Source organism: Streptomyces sp. NPDC058620, from assembly GCF_042717135.1.
GTDB lineage: Bacteria > Actinomycetota > Actinomycetes > Streptomycetales > Streptomycetaceae > Streptomyces.
Genome location: NZ_JBHXQO010000030.1, coordinates 54,297 through 73,510, shown reverse-complemented (window position 1 = coordinate 73,510; position 19,214 = coordinate 54,297). Strand labels below are relative to the sequence as shown.

17 protein-coding genes and 2 pseudogenes are annotated in these 19,214 nt (G+C 70.0%); 6 read left to right on the top strand and 13 right to left on the bottom strand.

Features of this window, described 5'->3' with window-relative positions:
* Positions 1-43: 43 nt before the first annotated feature.
* Positions 44-1,717 (bottom strand): murein biosynthesis integral membrane protein MurJ, encoded by a 1,674-nt coding sequence (gene murJ, locus ACFWSK_RS24640; RefSeq protein ID WP_383790047.1) that lies wholly within the window; start codon positions 1,715-1,717, stop codon positions 44-46.
* The gene (locus ACFWSK_RS24635; protein ID WP_383790045.1) at positions 1,708-2,883 is read right to left on the bottom strand and encodes a lipid II:glycine glycyltransferase FemX; all 1,176 of its coding nucleotides are present in this window, start codon (positions 2,881-2,883) and stop codon (positions 1,708-1,710) included. The genes murJ and ACFWSK_RS24635 overlap by 10 nt, the downstream gene beginning before the upstream one ends.
* Positions 2,884-3,063: 180 nt before the next feature.
* Here ACFWSK_RS24635 and ACFWSK_RS24630 point away from each other — a divergent pair, with 180 nt between their 5' ends.
* Entirely contained in the window at positions 3,064-4,269 is a 1,206-nt protein-coding gene (locus tag ACFWSK_RS24630) for an Ig-like domain-containing protein (protein ID WP_383790042.1), read from the top strand.
* Between the two features lie 74 nt (positions 4,270-4,343).
* On the opposite strand, the gene ACFWSK_RS24625 is transcribed toward ACFWSK_RS24630, so the two are convergent.
* Positions 4,344-6,023, bottom strand: coding sequence for an alpha/beta fold hydrolase (locus tag ACFWSK_RS24625; RefSeq protein ID WP_383790039.1), 1,680 nt, complete (start codon positions 6,021-6,023; stop codon positions 4,344-4,346).
* Between the two features lie 71 nt (positions 6,024-6,094).
* Positions 6,095-6,652, bottom strand: coding sequence for a TetR/AcrR family transcriptional regulator (locus tag ACFWSK_RS24620; RefSeq protein ID WP_383790037.1), 558 nt, complete (start codon positions 6,650-6,652; stop codon positions 6,095-6,097).
* Between the two features lie 66 nt (positions 6,653-6,718).
* Here ACFWSK_RS24620 and ACFWSK_RS24615 point away from each other — a divergent pair.
* A pseudogene (locus ACFWSK_RS24615) lies at positions 6,719-6,952 on the top strand (hydrolase); the annotation flags it as partial.
* 41 nt (positions 6,953-6,993) lie between these two features.
* Here ACFWSK_RS24615 and ACFWSK_RS24610 read toward each other — a convergent pair.
* Positions 6,994-7,239: a hypothetical protein gene (locus ACFWSK_RS24610; RefSeq protein ID WP_383790035.1), complete on the bottom strand. Its 246-nt coding sequence runs from the start codon at positions 7,237-7,239 to the stop codon at positions 6,994-6,996.
* Between the two features lie 267 nt (positions 7,240-7,506).
* Here ACFWSK_RS24610 and ACFWSK_RS24605 point away from each other — a divergent pair, with 267 nt between their 5' ends.
* Both ACFWSK_RS24605 and ACFWSK_RS24600 read left to right on the top strand, forming a co-directional pair.
* A complete protein-coding gene (locus ACFWSK_RS24605; RefSeq protein ID WP_383790032.1) occupies positions 7,507-8,622 on the top strand; it encodes a PP2C family protein-serine/threonine phosphatase in 1,116 nt (371 codons plus the stop codon).
* 1 nt (position 8,623) lies between these two features.
* Positions 8,624-8,950, top strand: coding sequence for an SsgA family sporulation/cell division regulator (locus ACFWSK_RS24600; RefSeq protein ID WP_383790029.1), 327 nt, complete (start codon positions 8,624-8,626; stop codon positions 8,948-8,950).
* A 243-nt stretch (positions 8,951-9,193) separates the two neighbouring features.
* Here the strand turns inward: ACFWSK_RS24600 and ACFWSK_RS24595 are convergent, their stop codons facing one another.
* Positions 9,194-9,595, bottom strand: coding sequence for a RidA family protein (locus tag ACFWSK_RS24595; protein ID WP_383790026.1), 402 nt, complete (start codon positions 9,593-9,595; stop codon positions 9,194-9,196).
* 130 nt (positions 9,596-9,725) lie between these two features.
* On the opposite strand from ACFWSK_RS24595, the gene ACFWSK_RS24590 reads away from it, so the two are divergent.
* Entirely contained in the window at positions 9,726-10,700 is a 975-nt protein-coding gene (locus ACFWSK_RS24590; RefSeq protein WP_383790023.1) for a helix-turn-helix transcriptional regulator, read from the top strand.
* Positions 10,701-11,077: 377 nt separating this feature from the next.
* Positions 11,078-12,259 carry a serine hydrolase domain-containing protein gene (locus tag ACFWSK_RS24585; protein ID WP_383790021.1) on the top strand — a complete coding sequence of 394 codons (1,182 nt, stop codon included), beginning with the start codon at positions 11,078-11,080 and terminating at the stop codon, positions 12,257-12,259.
* A gap of 202 nt (positions 12,260-12,461) precedes the next feature.
* Here the strand turns inward: ACFWSK_RS24585 and ACFWSK_RS24580 are convergent.
* The 7 genes and pseudogenes from ACFWSK_RS24580 to ACFWSK_RS24550 all read right to left on the bottom strand — a co-directional run.
* Positions 12,462-12,777 (bottom strand): annotated as a pseudogene (locus ACFWSK_RS24580) (ATP-binding cassette domain-containing protein); the annotation flags it as partial.
* A 38-nt stretch (positions 12,778-12,815) separates the two neighbouring features.
* Complete coding sequence (locus ACFWSK_RS24575; protein ID WP_383790018.1) at positions 12,816-13,922, bottom strand: aliphatic sulfonate ABC transporter substrate-binding protein; 1,107 nt, start codon at positions 13,920-13,922, stop codon at positions 12,816-12,818.
* Positions 13,923-14,387: 465 nt separating this feature from the next.
* Positions 14,388-14,846, bottom strand: a complete 459-nt coding sequence (locus ACFWSK_RS24570; protein WP_383790015.1) for an RrF2 family transcriptional regulator — start codon at positions 14,844-14,846, stop codon at positions 14,388-14,390.
* Positions 14,847-14,929: 83 nt separating this feature from the next.
* Positions 14,930-15,829: a TauD/TfdA dioxygenase family protein gene (locus ACFWSK_RS24565; protein ID WP_383790012.1), complete on the bottom strand. Its 900-nt coding sequence runs from the start codon at positions 15,827-15,829 to the stop codon at positions 14,930-14,932.
* Positions 15,830-15,869: 40 nt separating this feature from the next.
* Complete coding sequence (locus ACFWSK_RS24560; RefSeq protein ID WP_383790009.1) at positions 15,870-16,238, bottom strand: 4Fe-4S dicluster domain-containing protein; 369 nt, start codon at positions 16,236-16,238, stop codon at positions 15,870-15,872.
* Complete coding sequence (locus ACFWSK_RS24555; RefSeq protein WP_383790006.1) at positions 16,235-17,857, bottom strand: FAD-binding protein; 1,623 nt, start codon at positions 17,855-17,857, stop codon at positions 16,235-16,237. Before ACFWSK_RS24555 ends, ACFWSK_RS24560 begins: the two co-directional genes overlap by 4 nt.
* Complete coding sequence (locus ACFWSK_RS24550) at positions 17,854-19,209, bottom strand: LLM class flavin-dependent oxidoreductase (RefSeq protein WP_383790003.1); 1,356 nt, start codon at positions 19,207-19,209, stop codon at positions 17,854-17,856. The genes ACFWSK_RS24555 and ACFWSK_RS24550 overlap by 4 nt, the downstream gene beginning before the upstream one ends.
* Positions 19,210-19,214 lie beyond the last annotated feature (5 nt).

Sequence of the window (19,214 nt, the reverse complement as noted above, 5' to 3'; positions counted from 1 at the left end):
CTGGTCACGGCCTGCGGCGGAGACGGGTGGTGGTGAGGGCCGGTCACGGCCTGCGGCGGAGACGGGCGGCCGCATGCGTGACGAGCGCCGCGATCTCGGTCAGCCGCAGGGGGCGGGCCAGCAGGAGGAACACGGCGCCGATCGCCAGCGCCCCGGCCCCGGTGGCGGCGGCCGCCCCGCCGAAGGCCGCCCAGCGCGCGGTGGCGTATCCGAGCAGCGTCGCGGGGACGGCGGCGAGCATGAGCCGGGCCTGCGCGGCGACAGTGGCGGAACGCCACAGTCCGGGCGCGTGCGCGTCCCGCGCCGCAAGGCTGCGGTTCAGTACGAGGGCGGTGGCGGCCCAGCCCGCGAACAGCGCCAGCGAGTACGCCCCGGCGATGCCGGTCACCGCCCAGCGCGCCGGGAGCACTGCGTAAGCGGTCACGGACAGGCCCGCGTTCAGGCCGGCGATCACCAGGTTGAGGAGGAACGGGGTGCGTGTGTCGGACAGGGCGTAGAAGGTGCGGGAGAGGACGTACTGCCCCGAGAAGGCGATCAACCCCGGCGCGAACGCCATCAGCGTGCCCGCCATGACGGCGATGTCGCCCGCATCCGTCTGGCCGTACCGGAAGACGAGCGTCATCGCGGGCTGTGCAAGGGCGAACAGCACGCACGCCGCGGGGACGACGGCCGCCGCAGTGGTGCGCAGGGCGTACGAGAGGTCACGCCGTATCCCCATCGTGTCGCCGTCGGCGGCGGCCGCGCTCATCCGGGGCATCAGTGCGGTCACCAGCGACACCGTGATGATGCCGTGGGGCACGGCCCACAAAAGATAGGCGTTGTTGTACGCGCTGAAACCGGCGCCGCCGTCGATACCGGCCGCTTGCGCGCGCAGTCCCGCCGCCGTGGCCAGCCGGGTCGTGACCCAGTACGCCGCCTGGTTGGTGAGCACCAGGAGCACCAGCCAGCCGGCGGACCGCAGCGGTCGGGTGAGCCCGCTGCCGCGCCAGTCGAAGCGGGGACGGAAGCAGAAGCGGGCCGTGCGCAGGGCGGGTACCAGAGCCAGGGCCTGGACGGCGATGCCTGCGGTGGTGCCCCAGCCGAGCAGCGCGGTCTCGGCCGCGGTGAGCGACCCGCCGTCGCCGGTCGCGAGGTAGAGGCCGAATACGGCGATGACGACGACGTTGTTGAGGACGGGCGTCCACATCATCGCGCCGAACCGGCCACGCGCGTTGAGCACTTGGCCGAGCAGGGTGAACAGCCCGAGGAAGAAGATCTGTGGCAGGCAGTAGCGCGCGAAGGCGACCGTCATGGTGGCCTGCCCGCCCGTGTAGTCGGTGTACGCGCCGACGATCGCGGGCGCGCCCCACACCGCCGCCCCGGTGATCACCACCAGAGCAAGGGTGCAGACGGTGAGCAGCCGGTCGGTGTAGGCCGCCCCGCCGTCCTCGTGCTGCTTGGCGGCCTTGACGAGTTCGGGTACGAAGACGGCGTTGAGGGCGCCACCGAGGAGCAGCATGTAGACGATGGTGGGGACGGAGTTGCCGACGGCGTACCCGTCCGCGGCCAGCCCGAGTCCGAGTGCGGCTGCGACCACGGCGGACCGTGCGAACCCGGTCGCCCGGGAGACGACCGACCCGGCGGCCATGATCGCGCCGCTGCGCATGACGGACGGCGTACGGGACGGCGCCGTCCCGTCGGAGGCGGGTGTCGTAGTGGCCGACGTGCTCACCGGCATGCCAGATATGCCTGGAACGCGCGGTAAAGCGCATGGTTGGCCGTGCCGTCCAACGGTCTCTCCCATTCCCCCAGCGTCTCGACGACCTCGCCTCCGGTGCCGAGCTTCCAGCGCAGCAGCCCGTGGGAACGGTCGTCGGGATCGAGCGTCGAGGGTACCCCGCGCATGTCGTAGACGTCGGCGCCCAGCGCCTGGGCGTCGAGCAGCATGCGCCACTGCAGCAGGTTGGAGGGGCGCACCTCGCGGCGGTGGCCGGCGGAAGCGCCCGTCTGGTACCAGACCCGGCGGCCCACGTGGACCATGGTGTGCGCGGCGAGTGTCTCGCCCCCGTGACGGGCCAGGTACAGCTTCATCCGGCCGGGCTCCTCCGCGTTGAGCGCCGCGTACTGGCGCTCGTAGTACTCCAACGACCTGCCCAGCCGGAAGCCGTCGCGCTCCTCGGTGATCCGCAGCAGGCGGTGGAACTCGGGCAGGTCCGCCGCACCACCGACGACGACCTCGACCCCGGACTTCTCGGCACGGCGGACATTGCGTCGCCACTCCTGGTTGAGCCCGGACCACAGGTCGTCCGGTCCGCGCCCGATGAGCGGCACCCGGAAGACGTGGCGCGGCTGCGCGTCCCCGTCCTCCGCACCGCCGCACCGCTGCCACCCCCGGGCGTGCAGCCGCTCGGCGACCGCCGTGCCCAACGGGTCGACCTGGCTCGCGAGGACGTCGGAAACCCTCCGGCCCGGCCCCGTCGCCGACTTGACCCGCGCCGCGTCCCAGCGGCGGTACGCAGGCGAGGGCCCGATCCGTACGGCGAAGGCGCCCGCCGCACGCAAGTGCCGCAACAACGGGCGGAGCCAGCAGTCGATGCGGGGGTCCGTCCAGTCGGCGACGGGCCCCTCCGGCAGGTAGGCGAAGTACTTGCGGGTGCCGGGCAGTTGACGCAGCAGGACGAGCGCAGCACCGGACAGCTTGCCGGACCCCGGCTCCGGCCCCCAGCCCACGAGCTGCGAGCGCCAGCCGTCCTTGACCTGCGCCCAGGACGGGCACTGGAGGAATCCGGGGCCCAGTGCCTCCCCTTCGCCGGATGCCAGGAACGCGCGGTACACGGCGGGCGTGACGGGGCCCAGCGGTAGTTCATGGCCGCGGCGGTCGGCCGTCACGAGCAGCTCTGACACGGTGTGTGCCTCTCTCTGGGCGGAATACCGCCGATGCTCACAGCCGTCCGTGACCACCCCGCGCGCCGTATGTGACCGGACGACGACCGTTTCCCTGCAGTCGCCGTCACATGGCCGCATTCCCTCTCACCTGCGGTTCTGCCGCCCTACTGTCGCCGTGTCCCCACGAATCGACCATGGATGGAGGCTCCGTTGAGCCATATACGGGTGCGCATCGCGGCGGTCGCGGTGCTCCTGGCACCGCTCGCCGCCTGTTCGCCGGAATCCGGCTCCGACGCCGCGGCCCGGAGCGCCGGCCACGGCAGCACGGAGGCAGCACGAGGGCGCCCCGCGACCGTGACCGTGGTGCCCGAGGGCCGAGGAGTCAGGGCCGGCGAGACGGTGAAGGTCACCGCGGCGGGCGGCACGCTCACCTCGGTCACCGTCGCCGACGCCGACGGCCACGCGCTGCGCGGCACGGTCTCCGCGGACGGGGCGAGCTGGGTGTCCCGGCGCAAGTCGGCACCCGGCACCTCGTACACGGTGACTGCGACCACCGCGGCGGAGGCCGGCACCAGGAGCACGACCACGTCCGTGTTCACGACAGCCCGGGCCGACAAGGTCAACAAGGTCGACTGGCGGCCGGGAGCGAACACGACCGTCGGAATCGCACAGCCGGTCTCCCTCGTCTTTGACCATCCGGTCACCGACAGGGCCGAGGTCGAGAAGCAGCTGAAGATCACCACCTCCGACCGGACCGAGGGTTCCTGGGGCTGGATGAAGGACTGGTCCGGCCGGGACCGGGTCGACTGGCGGCCGAAGGAGTACTGGAAGCCCGGTACGAAGGTCACCCTCGAAGCCGAGCTGAACGGCACCGACTCCGGAGACGGCGGCTGGTTCGTCCGCGACTACTCGACCACGTTCACCATCGGCGCGAGCCAGGTCGCGGAAGTCGACCTGGACCGCAAGCTGCTGACCTTCGAACGGGACGGCAGGACGGTCCGCACGATCCCGGTCTCCGGCGGTACACCCGGTGGCGACAAGCGTTCCTGGCGGGGCACCGCGGTGCTGATGGCCAAGGAAGGCAGGAGCAACATGAATTCGGAGACCGTCGGTCTCGGCGACTCCTACGACAAGATGGTCAACCACTCGATGCGGCTCACCTGGTCCGGCATGTACGCGCACGCCGCGCCCTGGAATCACCAGTGGTTCGGCAAGGCCAACATGAGCTCCGGCTGCCTCGGTATGAGCGATGCCGACGCCGCCTGGTTCTACGGCCAGGTCCGCCCGGGCGACCCGTTCGAGATCACGGGCCGCGACACGAAGGGCACAGTCGCACCGGGCAACGGTTTCGGTAACTGGAATGTGCCGTGGAACCGGTGGCAGGCGATGAGCGCCCTGCGCTGATCACCTCGTCCGGCACCTGGCCGGGCCGGCCCGTCCCCCTGGATTCGGGGGGACGGGCCCGCGAGGCCGAGCCTTCACCAGCCTGGTCCGCAACCGCCGAGGTGGCGGGCAACTTGGCAGGGATGTGTCAGCTGGGGGTAGTGCCCGGCCCCAGCGATCTCGCTCACCGGGTGGTCGACGGCCGCGATCAGCGGGTCTGCCGAGCCCACGACGATCTGGACCGGGACGCGCACCCGGTCCAGCAGCGCCCGCGACTGCTGACGCTCGGCGACGTCCGCGCGAACAGCTGTGGCCACCCGGCGCGCCACCCCGCGACGCCGCAGGTCCGCTGTGGCGCTCTGTACCTCTGGCCCTTCGGGGACGCCGAGCGTACGAGCCAGCCGGGTGGCGGACATACGACGCATCATCGGTATGGCCAGGCCCGAGCGGGCGAGCCGTGGGGCGGGTGCCTGCAGGAACGACGGGGATACGAGGACGAGACTGCTGATGCGGTCCGGATGATCGACAGCGAAGCGCAGTGCGGGCCCGCAGGCCATCGAGTGCGCGACCAGCACAGGGCGGGTCCGTACCGGGCTCAGCAGGTCGGCCAGCCACGTCTCCACCGGCTGGGTTGTGGCGGCCGAACGCCCCAGGCCCGGCAGGTCGGGGGCGAGGACCGGGCCGGGGAGGTGGCCGGCGAGGGGCGCCCAGAGGTCGGCGTTCATCGGCAGTCCGTGCAGCAGGACGTGGTCGGGCTGATGCCGCTCGCCGGTCACCCAGGTACGGCTGCCCGCCACGGTGCGGAAGCCGTATGGGCTCAGCCAGGGCGATGCGGCGCCGAAACGGGCGGCCACCAGTTCGTCGGCCCACGTGCGCAGGGCGTCAGCGGCCGGAGGCATCTCCAAGCCGGCGCTCGCGGCCAGGGCGCGGGCGGAGGCAGTCGGGTAGCGGTCGGCCGACAGGAATGACAGCGTCTCGGGATCGGCACCGGTCAGCTTGCGGGGCAGGCGCCGCAGCAGGCCGACGGGAACGGTCCGGCGAGGTGCCGGCACACCGGTGTGGTCGGCGATCGTACGGATCAGCTCGGGCAGGAGGGCAGTGGTGTCGTCAAGCACCCAATAGTGCTCACCCGCGGGCGATGCGGGAACCTCTGCCAGGAACCGCACGAGGTAGTCGATCGTGGCAATCGGCAGGAAGGTGTCGGGGCCGCCGGGCAGCGCTGGGAGCCGCCCGTTCCACAGGTCTTCGACGAGAGAGGCCAGGCCGATGTACTGGCCCCGGCCGATCACAGTGCAGGGGTTGACGATGTTCAGCGGGACCTGCAACGCGCGGGCCCGGGCGCGCACTGCGAGATCACCTTCCACCTTCGACGCCTCGTACGCTCCCAGCTCTGCGTAGTCGGGGTGGCCGTCGGCCGCGCTCACCCGGTATCCGCTGATGTGGACCAGCCGCCGAAGCGCGGGCAGCGCGGCGGCCCACTCGAGCACGTTGAGCGCACCGGTGACGTTGGTCGCCCGTGCCTCCTGCACGCCGAGGCCGAAGGCGAAGCGGGCGGCGGTGTTGTAGACGTCGCATACCTCGGGGAGTCCCGACAGTGGTTGCGTGATGTCAGCGGTGACGATTTCAAGCCCGCCGGTGTCAACGCCCTGGGAGGCCAGCCACGGGGTGAGGGTGTCGTTGCGTACGGCTGCCGCCACTCGCTGACCCCGGGTGAGCAACTCGGCGACAAGAGAGCGGCCGATGAAGCCTGTCGCGCCGAAGACGATCGCATCCATGGAACTCCTTAATAGATCGGTCTACATATTTTCTGGGCCGCAAAAGGGCCCGCCGGTGTCGGCGGGCCGTATCAGCTCAACAGGGCGCCGATCTGGCGGGCGACGCTGTCCAGCGGCTTCCTGCTGCGGTGCGCACGGGCCAGCAGGAGTGCCCCCTCCACCAGGGCCAGGACCGTGACCGCGAGGTCATCGGCGTCCGGGCGGCCCGCCAGTTGTGCGCGCAGGGCCGCCTCCCACGAGGTGTACACCTCGGAGCACGCCTCCTGCAGTGGATCGTTGGTGGCGGCAGTCTCCAGTGCCACGGTGGCCACCGGGCACCCCTTGCGCCAGCCGGACTCCTGCAGTCGGTCGCCCAGGTGCCGCAGCAGCCCGTCGACGAACTCCTCCACCGAGGGGCTGGAGTCGGCCAGACCCCCCAGGGCATCGCCGATCACGTCTCCGGCTCGCCGAACGGACTCGCCGACCAACTGGTCCTTGCCGCCGGGGAAGTGGAAGTAGAGCGAGCCACGGGGCGCGCCACTGGCCGCGATCACTTGGTTGAGCCCTGCGCCGGAGTATCCTCCGGTCTCGACCAACTCCTGTGTCGCATCCAGCAGCCGGTTCCGCGTCTCAGCGCCCTTCTGTCCCATGACGCCAAACTAGACCGGTCTACATATTCTTTCAACTGCTTTTTTGTACCAAACTTCCGCCCGTCCGGCTCCAACCGCGCGACGATGATGTCCGGCTGAAACCCGACGCTGTACGTCAACGGCCCCGGCCATCACAGCTTCGTCCTGCTCAACGGCGACATCAACACCAGCCCACCCCGCCGGCCTCAAGTTCCCCCTGATGTTCCACGCGGTTCCGCAGGAAACGCCGTCTGCGTGGGAGAACCGGTACTGGTGCACCGGCACGTTCACCTGGGGGGCAACGCCACCTGCAGCCGCGCGCGCCCCCACCCACTGCCGGACGAGCAGCGTCTCCGGGCGGCTCATGCCGCGCTCCGCCCACGTTGCTCCTGGCGGCGGGCAACACGCCGGAGCTCCACCCGGGCCGCCGGTGTCCGGCCTGCCGGGGTGGACCAGAACGGATGGCGCCACACCCGGTCGGACAAGGCCAGCAGCTGGCGGCGCAGCGCGGTGTTGCGGTACGGGCGGGGGGTGGCGAGCTCCCGGTACGTCGCGAGCCACGCCCGCTGCGCCTGCACAAGATCGTCGGGGAAAGGGAAGTGCTCCATGCCTCCAATTAGAGCACTTGTTCGAATTCTGGTGCATCTTCGATCGCGGGATTGAGCGCCGAGGGCCCACCATGTGGGGGTCTGGCGCGGAGTCCCCAGCCGTGAGGGGCGGCGGTGGGGGAGTTCGCGGGTGCGTGACGCGACCGACGGTCCGGCGCAGCCCCCTGGCACGCAGGTGCCAGGATGAGTCGGCGATGCCCCCGGCAGGCGTGCGCACTGACCGTCGCTGCCGGTGCGAGCCGGGCAGGGGCGGTGTAGAGAGGAGTCATGTCGCAGCGCCTCGCAGGACTTCGTCGGTGGGTGCGAGCGGTTCATGCGTGGGTCGCCGTCCCGGTCGCGTGGATCGTTGCGGTGTCCGTGATCGACGTTCTTGCGCCGCCCGACATTCATCTGGGTCCGCTGCTGGTCGCGGCCCCGGCCATCACGGCGTCCTTCGGTGGGCCCTGGGCGGTGGGGCTGGTCGCTGCGCTGGCGGTGCTCGCGCAGACGACCATCGGGGTGCTGCGCGATCCTGACGAGTTGCTCTCGGCCAACCACCAGGCACAGATCATCGCCCTGGTGCTGGTCGGCACGAGCCTCGTGATCTTCTGTGTACTACGGGAGCGGCGCGCCAAAGAGCTGACGCAGGTGCGGTACGTGTCCGAGGCCGCCCAGCGTGTCGTCCTGCCGCCGCTTCCCAAGCAGCTCGGTCCGCTGCGCGTCGCCTCCCTCTACCTCGCCGCCGAGGCCGAGGCTCAGATCGGCGGGGATCTCTACGCCGCGGTACGTACCGCCTCCGGCACCCGGCTGATCGTCGGTGACGTGCGGGGCAAGGGGATGACCGCCGTCCATGACGCGGCCTTGCTGCTCGGCGCGTTCCGCGGCGCGGCCCACCGCCAGGCGAGCCTGGCCGAGCTGGTGACCTATCTCGACCGAAGCGTGTGCTGGGACCTGGCGGAGCCGGGCGAGACGGACCGCTCCGGAGAAACGTTCATCACCGCCACCATCCTGGACATCCCCGACCAGGAGGGCCGGGTCGAGATGATCTCCTGCGGGCACCCGCCGCCGGTCCTTCTGCGCAACGGCCGTCCGACGACGATGGACGCCCTTCGGCCCGCGCCTCCGCTGGGCTTGGGCGAACTGGCGCGTCCCCGCTACCACGTCGACAGCTTCCTGTTCGAGCCGGGAGACCTCTTGCTGCTGTACACGGACGGCGTCACGGAGGCCCGCGACTCCACCGGTGCCTTCTACCCGCTCACCGAGCGCATCGGCGGCTGGACCGAGAACGACCCCGACGCCTTCCTCGGCCGCTTCCGGCGCGACCTGCTCCACCACGTCGGCGGACATCTGAACGACGACGCCGCCATGATCGTCGTAGAGCGCCCCGCCAGGCCCCGGGCCTGACATGGCGGACCCCTATGCCATCCGCCTTTCCCTCGGCGCGCCGACGATGAGACCCGTCGACTGGGTGTTCGCTCGCGAGCTGCTGACCGAGGGGCTGCGACGGCCGACCGGGTCCGGTGACGTGCTGGTCATGCCCCGGCACCACCCCCATCCGCACTCCATACGTGTCGTCTTGCGGAACCCCGCCGGCACAGCGGTGATCGAAATGGCAATGTCGGAGGTTGCCACGTTCCTCCAGCAGACCTTCGGGCTGGTGCCCGATGGAGAGGAATGCCTTCACGTGGATCTCGACCGCTCCATCAGTGAGCTCACAGGCAGAAGAGCCTGACGGAGGCGACCGCCCCGGTCGTACCCTGACGGACGCCCGGGCCGTGCGCAGCGCTGCAGCCGTCCACTCAGCTGTGTACGTCGAACAGCAGGCGGACGTCTGCGCGTCGCAGTCGTTGCAGGAAGGGCTCGCCGTCGAGTCCGTGGACGCCGGTTGTCACCATTCCGGGCACGGGTAATCACGCATGTGCCTGCTACTCGTGCCGGTTGGACCGGCACGAGTAGCAGGGGCGGCGAGGTCGCACTACGCGACGGCGGTCCCCTCAAGCTCGACCATCTGGCCGGGGATCGCCAGTCGCGTCACCCCGAGCATCGTGGTAGTCGGCGCCACCTCGGCGGCGCCCAACCGTGCCGCCAGCACGCCGTAGTGCTGGAAGAGCCGATCGACGTCGGTCGTGTAGACGTTGAGCCGGACGAGGTTCGCGAGAGACATGCCGGCCTCGCCGAGCACGGCCTCCAAGTTGTCGATGCTCAGCGTCAACTGCGCTGCAATATCACCGTCATGCTGGGGCTTGCCGTCGCCGCTCATCGCGGTCTGCCCCGAGATGTACAGGGTCCGTGTGTGCCCGGAGACGACCTCACCCTGGTTGAATCCCATCTCCACCGACCACGTCACCGGGTTGACCGCCGTTCGTTCAACTGCCATGTCAGCTCCATTCGATTCGTCGGGAGTACGTACGTCCATCGGCTCGGTAGCCGCCGGCTCTGACGTCGCGTCAACGAGCGTCCCAACGAATCACGACACCCTCAGTCATGTATTCCGTTAGCGTTCTCGTATGCGTGCCGACCGGTTGGTCTCCCTCGTGCTGCTGCTGCGCCAGCGCGGCCGGCTGACAGCGGACACGCTGGCCCGCGAGCTGGAGGTATCCACCCGCACCGTGCTGCGCGACATCGAGGCGTTGTCCTCGGCCGGCGTCCCGGTCTACGCCGAACGCGGCAGGCACGGCGGTTTCGCGTTGTTGCCCGGTTTCCGGACCGAGCTCACCGGACTGAACCACGACGAGGCCCTTGCCTTGCTGACCGCCGGATCGGGGCGCGGCAAGCAGGTGTCCGGCCTCGGCTCGGCGCTCGCTTCGGCCATGCGAAAGGTGGTCGACGCGCTGCCCGAAAACCACCGGGCCTCCGCGAGCGACGCGGCCCAGCGATTTCTCGTCGAGCCGGAGACCGACCTGCTCTCACGTCGGCTGGTCAGTGAGGAGGTACCCGACGCCACGATGACCGAGGTCAGGCGCGCGGTGCTCGCCGGACACAAGCTGCGCATTCACTACGCGGCCACAGGGCAGGCACCACAGTGGCGCACGGTGGACCCGATCGGCCTGGTCGCCGTACGCGACCGGGGCTACTTGCTGGCCACGAGATCTGGCGCGGACCGCACCTACCGGCTGTCGAGGGTGTTGGCCGCCGAGGAACTCCCCGAAACGGCACAGCGACCGAACCGGGTCGATCTGGACCGGATCTGGCGGGAACGCTCCGCGCAGTTCCTCTCCGGCGGCGACCACCTCACCGTGCTGGTACGGGTGAACCCGGCGCGGCGGGAGGACCTGCTGGACACCGCGCTGGCTGTCCGCGGAGAAGAACCCGACGCGGACGGCTGGCTGCGGCTGGAGGTGACCTTCCAAGATTCACGACACGCCGAATGGGCGCTGTGGCAGCTCAGTACGGACGCGGAAGCCCTGGCCCCGCAGGCATTGCGCGCCTCCCTACGCAACCGCGCCGCCGCGATTGCCACCCGCTACGGGGATTCATCCTGAGAGTGAGAGGCCAACCCATCTGGCCAACTGATCATCGAGCTTCGGCGGCCGGCCTTTGGGCCTGGAAGACGCGGCGGTCGAGGGCTCATATGTGAGGGCCTTGAAAGTGCGTCGACAACGCACGCACTGTGGGAATGCCGCCCGCCCAATCGCTCCCAGGGGAGGAGCCCGGCCGATCGGGTAGTTGAGCGCGAGCGCCACGGCGGCAACGCAGCTGACTGTGATCACGGCCCCTCATGCCCAGCGCATGCCGATTTCGGAAGGCGCCCCACGCCGCTCAGCGGTGAGTTCGGCGCCCTCGCTGGGGGGATATCCCCCGTTCCGATCCTGAGGTGCACCGGATCGCGGTCCGTCGGGGGGAGAATTAGCGTTCGGCCATGATCTCGACTCTGCGCAAGCATCTCGCCCTGGGGATCGGTGTCGCTGCGCTGCTAGCCGCTGACGTGACCACCGCTGTAGCCCAGCCCGCCGGTCCCTCCCCCATGAATCAGTTACGCCAGGACACCGAGGCGATCCACGCCCTCGGTATCAGCGGTGTGCAGGCCCGAGTGATCGAGCCTGACGGCCGGCAGTCGGTTGCCACCAGCGGCACCGCCGATCTGAACACCGGCCGCCCGGTCCCTTCCGACGGCTACTTCCGCATGGCCAGCACGTCCAAGACGCTCGTCGCCACCGTGGTCCTCCAACTAGAGGCCGAGGGCGAGCTGTCCCTGGACGACACCGTCGACCACTGGCTGCCAAAAGTGGTGCGGGGCAAGGGCAACAACGGCAGCCGGATCACCATCCGCCAACTGCTCCAGCACACCAGCGGCATCCACGACGACCTGCCCGGATACACCACTCCGGAGGAGTACTACCGGCAGCGCCACGACGTCCACAGCCCTGAGCGGCTGATTGCCCGCGCCATGGCCCACGCGCCGGACTTCCGGCCCGGCAAGGGCTGGGGGTACTCCAACACCGGTTACGTCCTGCTCGACATGATCATCGAGAATGTCACCGGTCAATCCGCCCACCAGGAGATCGAGGACCGCATCCTGCGCCCGCTCGGCCTCGACCGGACCCTGTGGATGGGTACCTCGTCCACGCTGCCCGAGCCGCACGCCCGGGCCTACCAACTCTTCGGCCCCGGTTCCGTGGTGGACGTCACCGACCAGATACCGGTGGATCACCAGAACCTTTCGTGGGTCACTACCACACAGGACGAGAACGACTTCTTCCGCGCGCTGCTCGCAGGCCGCCTGTTACCGCCGCGGCAGCTGACCGAGATGAAACAGACCGTTCCCGTGAGCGCGGAGGTCCAACAGCTGTGGCCCGGCGGCCGATACGGGCTCGGCCTGGTCGAACGCCCCTTGAGCTGCGGAGGAACCTACTGGAGCCACGAGGGCGGGGACGGCGGCTACATCACTCTCAATGGCGTCACCGAAGACGGCAGACGAAGCGCCGTGGTCTCCATGTCCGAGGCACGCGGCGACACCCTGGAGCACATACTGGAACAGGAGAACGCGGCCGGCGTCCTGATCGACCACGCTCTGTGCGCCGGGGGGCCGGGCACTCCGTGAGCGGACGTCGGCGGCGGCAGCTGCTTGCGCGGCTCGACGGCGACGCCGTCGGACTCGAGCAGCAGGTTGCGTAACTGTTCGGGAAGGGTCTGCCCGAGGGCCGAATACGGTTCCCACCGTTGCTCGTCTGATGCGGGTTCCCGCAGCTCCGCACCGTCGAAGCCGGAGCCGGAGATCAGCTCTCGCCACACGTCTACTCCATCCGTCCCGCGGTCAGCCATGGGAAGAGCGCGTACTCCTGGAACATCAGGGCGGGCCGGCCGTCCGTTCCGACCGAGCCGGCGGACGGCAGGTCCAGCCCCGCGACCAGGTTGACGGGTGGGATTTACCGCCTCCTGATGAGGCCCCAGGAGGGTGACGAACTCACCCGGCGCGACATCGAGCGTGATGCCGTCCAGCATGAGCTGCTGTCCGCCGGGCATGTCTGGCGCGGGGAAGGACTTCGAGACGTGCTCGATCCGGGCGGCGCGTGTCACCGCCGTGTCGTCCGCGGCAGCCCTGACGATCGTGGTGGCCATGATCGTCACCCCCTGGGGCTCATTGGGCCGGGTGGTCGTTACTCAGTGCCGAGACCGGCGTCGTCGACCTCGTCCTTGCCCTCGGCCTTGAGGATCTTGTTGAGGGGTGCGAGGTCGTAGATGCCCTTGAGGTTGGGCTCCTCCAGCAGAGCGGCCTTCACCGCGTGCTCCGCCTGACTGTCGAGGGTGGCGGCCAGCGGGTCGTCGAGGAAGGTGATGGACTCCCAGGCCGGGTCAATGACCTCGGCGGGCAGAGCCTTGCCCGACAGTTCCTTCAGTGCCGCGTTGGCGGAAGCCTTAGCCTCCTCCGGGTTGGCGTTGATCCACTCGTTGGTCTTCACCGATCCGCGCAGCACCGCCTCGACGACGTCCGGGTGCTCCTTGAGGAACTTCTGCGACACGATGATGTTCGTGATCACGAACTTCTTGTCGGGCCACAGGTCGGACTCGTCGAGCAGTACCTTCGCGCCCTCGGTGACCAGCTTGGACGCGGTCGGTTCCGGTACCCATGCGCCGTCGATGGAGCCGGACTTGTAGGCGTCGGGGGTGGTCTTGTTGTCCGTGCGGACAACGGAGACGTCGCCCTTGCCGCTCTGCGCGTCGACCTTCCAGCCCTTCTCCGCGATCCAGTTGAGGAACGCGACGTCCTGGGTGTTGCCGAGCTGCGGCGTGGCGATCTTCTTACCCTTGAGGTCGTCCAGGGACTTGATCTTGTCCGGGTTGACGACAAGCTTCACACCGCCGGACGCGGAACCGCTGATGATGCGCAGGTTCTTGCCGTCGGACTTGGTGTAGCCGTTGATGGAGGGGGAGGGGCCGATCCAGCCGATGTCGATGGAGTCGGCGTTCAGCGCCTCGATCTCGGAGGGGCCGGCGTTGAAGGTGGACGCCTTGATCGTGGTGCCGCCGAGCTCCTTCTGGAGCAGGCCCTCCTGGATGCCCACCAGAGCGGTGGCGTGCGTGAGGTTGGGGAAGTAGCCGATCCTCACTTCGTCGACGGAGAGCTTCTCGGTGTCCGCCGCGACCCCGGTCTGCTTGCCGTCATCAGTGGACTCGGAACCGTAGCCGCACGCGGTGAGCAGGAGAGGAAGCGCGGCTGTGACGGCGATGGTGCGCAGGGCGGTGAGCGGTCTTGCGGAAGACACGGAGGTGTCCCTTCTGGCGATGGGTGATCAAGGAGGTACGGAAATGCGATGAGTTCTGCTTCTCGGCGCGCACCGACACCCCGCTCCTGGCCACCGGCGGCAGGCATGCTGTCACGGGCTGCGGAGTGGAACGTGGGGGCGTGGTCGGCCGAGGGTGTCCGATCCGCCGAAAGTGGTGCGAGGGCGGGGAAGCTGCGCTGACGGGAAGGAAGTCGGCTTCGGCGGCGTCAGAGCCGACAGATGGCGCTGGCCGTGTGGCCGAGGTCGATGTGACGACGCCGGGTCAGCAGGGGCAGTGACCGGGCTGCGCGGCTGAACGTTCCCATGGCCACCCCCGTGGATCCCTAGTTTCCCTACCTGGTTGATAGGGATCGTGGCAGAAGGTGTCGTCTGCCCCAAGGGGTGGTTCGTATGGTGGACGCCGCTATCTCAACCTGTGGGACGGGCGGCAGTTGGTCCGACGTGTCAGGGGTTCACCCAGGCCCTGGGGGCTTTGGTCAACGCGGATACGTCGGAGGGAAGTTGGGCCGATGCGACCTCGGCGAGCGACACGCCCTCGAGGATCTCGCGCACGTTGGATCGCAGCGCGATCCAGAGGGGGAGCAGAGACTCGGCGGGACCGGTGTAGGACAGCTCCGGGGGGCGGACCCCGCGCACCGACACCAGCGGGCCGTCCACGACGCGGATGACGTCGGCGATGCTGATCGACTCGGCGGGCTTGGCCAACCGGTAGCCGCCGTTGCCGCCGCGCTGGCTGAGCACGAGACCGCCCCGGCGCATGTCGTTCAGGATGCCTTCGAGAAACTTGTGCGGAATGTCCTGAGCGTCGGCGATGGCCTCGGCCTTCAGTGGACCGTCCTCCCGGGACGCGGCGAGTTGCAGCGCGGCGCGTACCGCGTAGTCCGCCCTGGCTGAGATCCGCATGCGCCCCATTATCCCGCATAGCTCGGTCGGTGTCCGGGTCGGGGGCCGCAGGGCACGGTGCTCCTGCCCTGCGGCCCCGGGGCTCAGGCCGCGGCGGGGGTGTAGTGCGAGGCGTCGTCACCCTCGACAACGCGGCTGAGGGTGCCGTCGACACCGGCGGGGACGTCGCCCGCGACGGTCACCCGGTGCAGCAGGCGCGGCAGGTCGCCGTAGTCGTCGGGGGCGTAGTGCTGGGTGATGCGGTTGTCGAAGAGGACGAGGTCGCCCGGTGTCCAGGCCACGCGCACGATGTTCTCGGGGCGGGTGACGTAGGACTGGAAGATACGCAGCAGATCTCGCGAGTCGGAGGGGCCGAGGCCGACGATGCTCTGTGCGAAGCCGCCGATGAACAGCCCGCGCTCCCCGGTCTCGGGGTGGACGCGGACGACGGGATGGGCGGTGCGGTACGCCCGGGAGACGAACCGCCTGCGGTGCTCGGCCGCCTTCTCGTTCTTCGGGGCGGCGTAGTCGTAGTCGTTGGTGTGTACGGCCCAGAGCTTGTCGGCCAGCTCGCGCAGCGGCTCGGGAAGGTCCCGGTAGGCGGCGGCCGCGTTGGCGATGAGCGTGTTGCCGCCGTACGGCGGGACCACGATGCTGCGCAGCGTGGAAGCCTTCGGGGGAGTACGGACGAAGGTGACATCGGTGTGCCAGTGGTTGGCGCGGATGCCCTCGTCGCCGTCTACGGGCAGGACGTTGGGCTGGCCGTCGACGGCGGGGACGGTCGGGTGCGCGGTGGTGAGGTCACCGAAGAGGGAGGCGAAGCGGAGCTGGCCCGCGTCGTCGAGGTTCTGGTCGCGGAAGACGAGCGCCTTGTGTTCCAGGAGCGCGGAGTTGATCTCGGTGACGAAGGCGGGGTCGAGGTCGGTGGAGAGATCCACGCCGAGGATGTCGGCGCCGATACGGCCGCCGATCCTGCGGATGTCGAAGCCGGTGCTGGTGGTCATGGTGGGTGTTCCTTTCAGGAGGTGATCAGTACGGAGGTCATCAGGAAGTGATGGGCAGGGAGGTTCCCCTGGACCCTGGTGGTCCGAGGGGAGGGCCGACGGCCCGCAGGGCTCCGGGGGTGCGGCCTCGTCCCCAGCCGATGTGCCGGCGGTAACTGCCGAGCAGTCCGGTGAGGTCCAGGTGCTCCTCGTCCCGGGCGGTGGGGTCGTCGGGCAGTGGGCGGGTCAGGGGTGCGACGTAGAGCGCGTCGGCCGGGCAGTTCGCCTCGCACTGGAAGCAGGTCTGGCAGTCGTCGCGGCGGGCGAGCACCGGGACGCCGTCCTCGCCGCGGTCGAAGACGTTGGTCGGGCAGACCTTGATGCACTTGTCGCAGGTGATGCAGCGTTCCGCCGAGACAAGTTCGATCACGAAGCCACCTCCAGGGGTGCGGCCGGTGCCGTCGATGCGGTGGGCGCGGTCGTCAGGGGCTCGGTGCGGGTCCACACCTGGTCGAGGCCGCCCGTCACGATGCGGTGGCGCTGCCCGGGATCCTGCGCCGGGAAGTCGAGTCGTTTGGCCATGCCTCGGGTCTCGGTGCGCGCGAGAGCTGACGCGTACATCCAGCGGGCGTGCGCCGTCATCGCCGCGGCCTGCCGGGTCCGTACGGTGTCTGCGCCCCCGGCGTGCAGTGAGGCGCGCGACTCCTTCCAGAGGCTGTCGAGCACCTCCAGGGCCGCGGCGAGCCGGTCGCCTTGACGCAGGTAGTTCGTCTCGTACGGCAGCACCTCGCCCTGAACCGCGGCGACGACTTCGCGGAAGTCGCCGGCCGGACCGGGTGTCCCGGTGGGCCGGAGCCCGGCTCCACCCGCTGCCATCAGGCGCCCAGTACCGGCGCGGGCGCCGAGTGAGCGGGCGTGGCGGGCCGCGCCCCGGCCGGCCCAGATGCCGGAGGAGATGGCCCAGGCGGCGTTGTGGCTGCCGCCGCCGGTGAAGCCGCCGCAGATCAGCTCACGCGTCGCCGCGTCCCCGGCCGCGTACAGCCCGGGCACGGTGGTGGAGCAGTCGTCACCGGTGATGCGGATGCCGCCGGTGCCGCGCACAGTGCCCTCGGCGAGGAGCGTGACGGCGAAGCGCTGGGTGAAGGGGTCGATGCCGAGCCGGTCGAAGGTGAGGAAGAAGTTCGGCTGGGCCAGCCGCATAGCCTGCCGGGCGGCGGAGCCCGCCCGGTCCAGGCGGCAGTACACCTTCTCGTCGAGCAGCGTACGAGCGATGACGGACCGGCCGCCCTGGCTGGCCGCTCCCTCAAGGACCGTGCCGTCCTCGCGGTAGAAGGTCGCGAAGGAGTAGAACGCGGTCTTGGTGACGGAGGTTCCCTCGGGTGCGATGCCATACGCGTTGGAGAACTCCATCCCGGACAGCTCCGCGCCCACCTCGGCGGCGAACAGCGCGCCGTCGCCGGTGTTGACGTTGCAGCCGAGCGCGCCGCTGAGGAACGCGCAGCCGCCGGTGGCCAGGACGACCGCCCCGGCGCGCACCCGGTAGGGCTGCCCGGCCTGGCGCCGGTGGCCCCTGGCCCCGGCGACCGCTCCGGAGGGGTCGGTGAGCAGTTCGGTGACCGGACTCTGGTCGAGGACGCGGGCCCCGGCCCGCTGGACGCGGATCCGCATCCTGCGCATGTACTCCGGTCCCTGCAGGCCGTTCCTGAGCTGCTTTCCGTCCGGCCCCGTGGGGAAGGGGTAGCGGCCGGCCGCCGCCAGTTCGTTCATTCCCGCGTACGTCTGGTCCAGCACCCGGGCCATCCAGCGTCGGTCGGCCAGGAATCCGCCCAGTGCCTCCCGGCTCGCCATGGCGGCCTCCCGCGCAGCGGGCTCCGGGGGGACGTACCAGACGCCGGTGCCGGCGGAGGCGGTGGCGCCGCTGGTGCCGCAGTAGCCCTTGTCGGCGAGGACCACGTCCGCTCCGTCCTGGGCCGCCTTGAGCGCGGCCCAGGTGGCGGCGGGGCCGCCACCGACCACCAGGACGTCCGTAGTGAGGTCCAGCCCGGTCATGCGGGCCGTCCTTCCGCTGCGGCCGCCGCGACCAGCCGGTTGGCGGGGCGGGCCAGGCCGTAGTTCTCGCGCAGGGTGCGGCCGGTGTACTCGGTGCGGAAGAGGCCGCGCCGCTGCAGGATCGGGACGACGTGGTCGACGAAGTCCTCCAGGCCGCCCGGCAGATGGGGCGGCATGATGTTGAAGCCGTCGGCGGCACCCTGGGTGAACCACTCCTCAAGCTGGTCGGCTATCTGCTCGGGGGTGCCGACGAAGACGCGGTGGCCGCGTCCCGCGCCGAGGCGGGCGATGAGCTCGCGCAGGGTGAGGCCGTCGCGGCGGGCGAGTTCGGCGACGAGCGTGAAGCGGCTCTTGTTGCCGTTGATGTCCCGCTCCTCGGGCAGCTCGGGAAGCGGCCCATCCAGCGGCAGCCCGCTCAGATCGGTGCCCAGCATCCCGGACAGCTGAGCGAGCCCGTACTCGGGCACCTGAAGATCCGTCAACTCCTGCTCCAGCGCGCGGGCCTCGGCCTCGGTCGACCCGATGACGGGCGCGATGCCGGGAAGCACCAGCAACTGGTCCTCGGCGCGGCCGTAACGGGCGATCCGGGACTTGAGGTCCTTGTAGAAGGCTTGGCCGTCGGCGAGGGTCTGCTGCGCGGTGAAGACGGCCTCGGCGTACTGGGCGGCGAACTCCTTGCCGTCCTCCGACGAACCGGCCTGCACCAGCAGTGGGTATCCCTGAGGGGTGCGCGGTACGTTCAGGGGGCCTTGCACCCCGAAGTACTCTCCGCGGTGGTTGATCTCCCGCACTTTGTCAATGTCGGCATAGACGCCGCGTTCACGGTCGAGCACGATCGCCTCGTCCTCCCAGCTGTCCCACAGCTTGGTGGCGACCTCGACGAACTCCCGTGCCCGCTCGTAGCGCAGCCCGTGCTCCAGGTGCTCCTCCTGCCCGAAGTTGCGGGCCTCGTTCACGGTGCCGGAGGTGACGATGTTCCAGCCGGCCCGGCCACCGCTGATGTGGTCCAGGGAGGCGAACTTGCGGGCCGTGTGGAAGGGCTCGTTGAAGGTGGTGGAGACGGTGGCGATCAGGCCGATGTGCTCGGTGACTGCCGCCAGGGCGGACAGCAGGGTGAGGGGCTCGAAGCCGCCGAGGGCGTTGTGCCGGACCTTGCCCCACAGGGCGAGGCCGTCGGCGAGGAAGACCGAGTCGAGCAGACCGCGCTCGGCGGTCCGCGCGAGGTGCTGGAAGTAGCGCAGATCGGTGACCCGTTCGGGCTGGGTGCGGGGGTGGCGCCAGGCGGCGTCGTGGTGGCCGGCGTTCATGAGGAAGGCGTTGAGGTGGAGCCGACGGGGGCGGGTCGCGGTCATGAGGT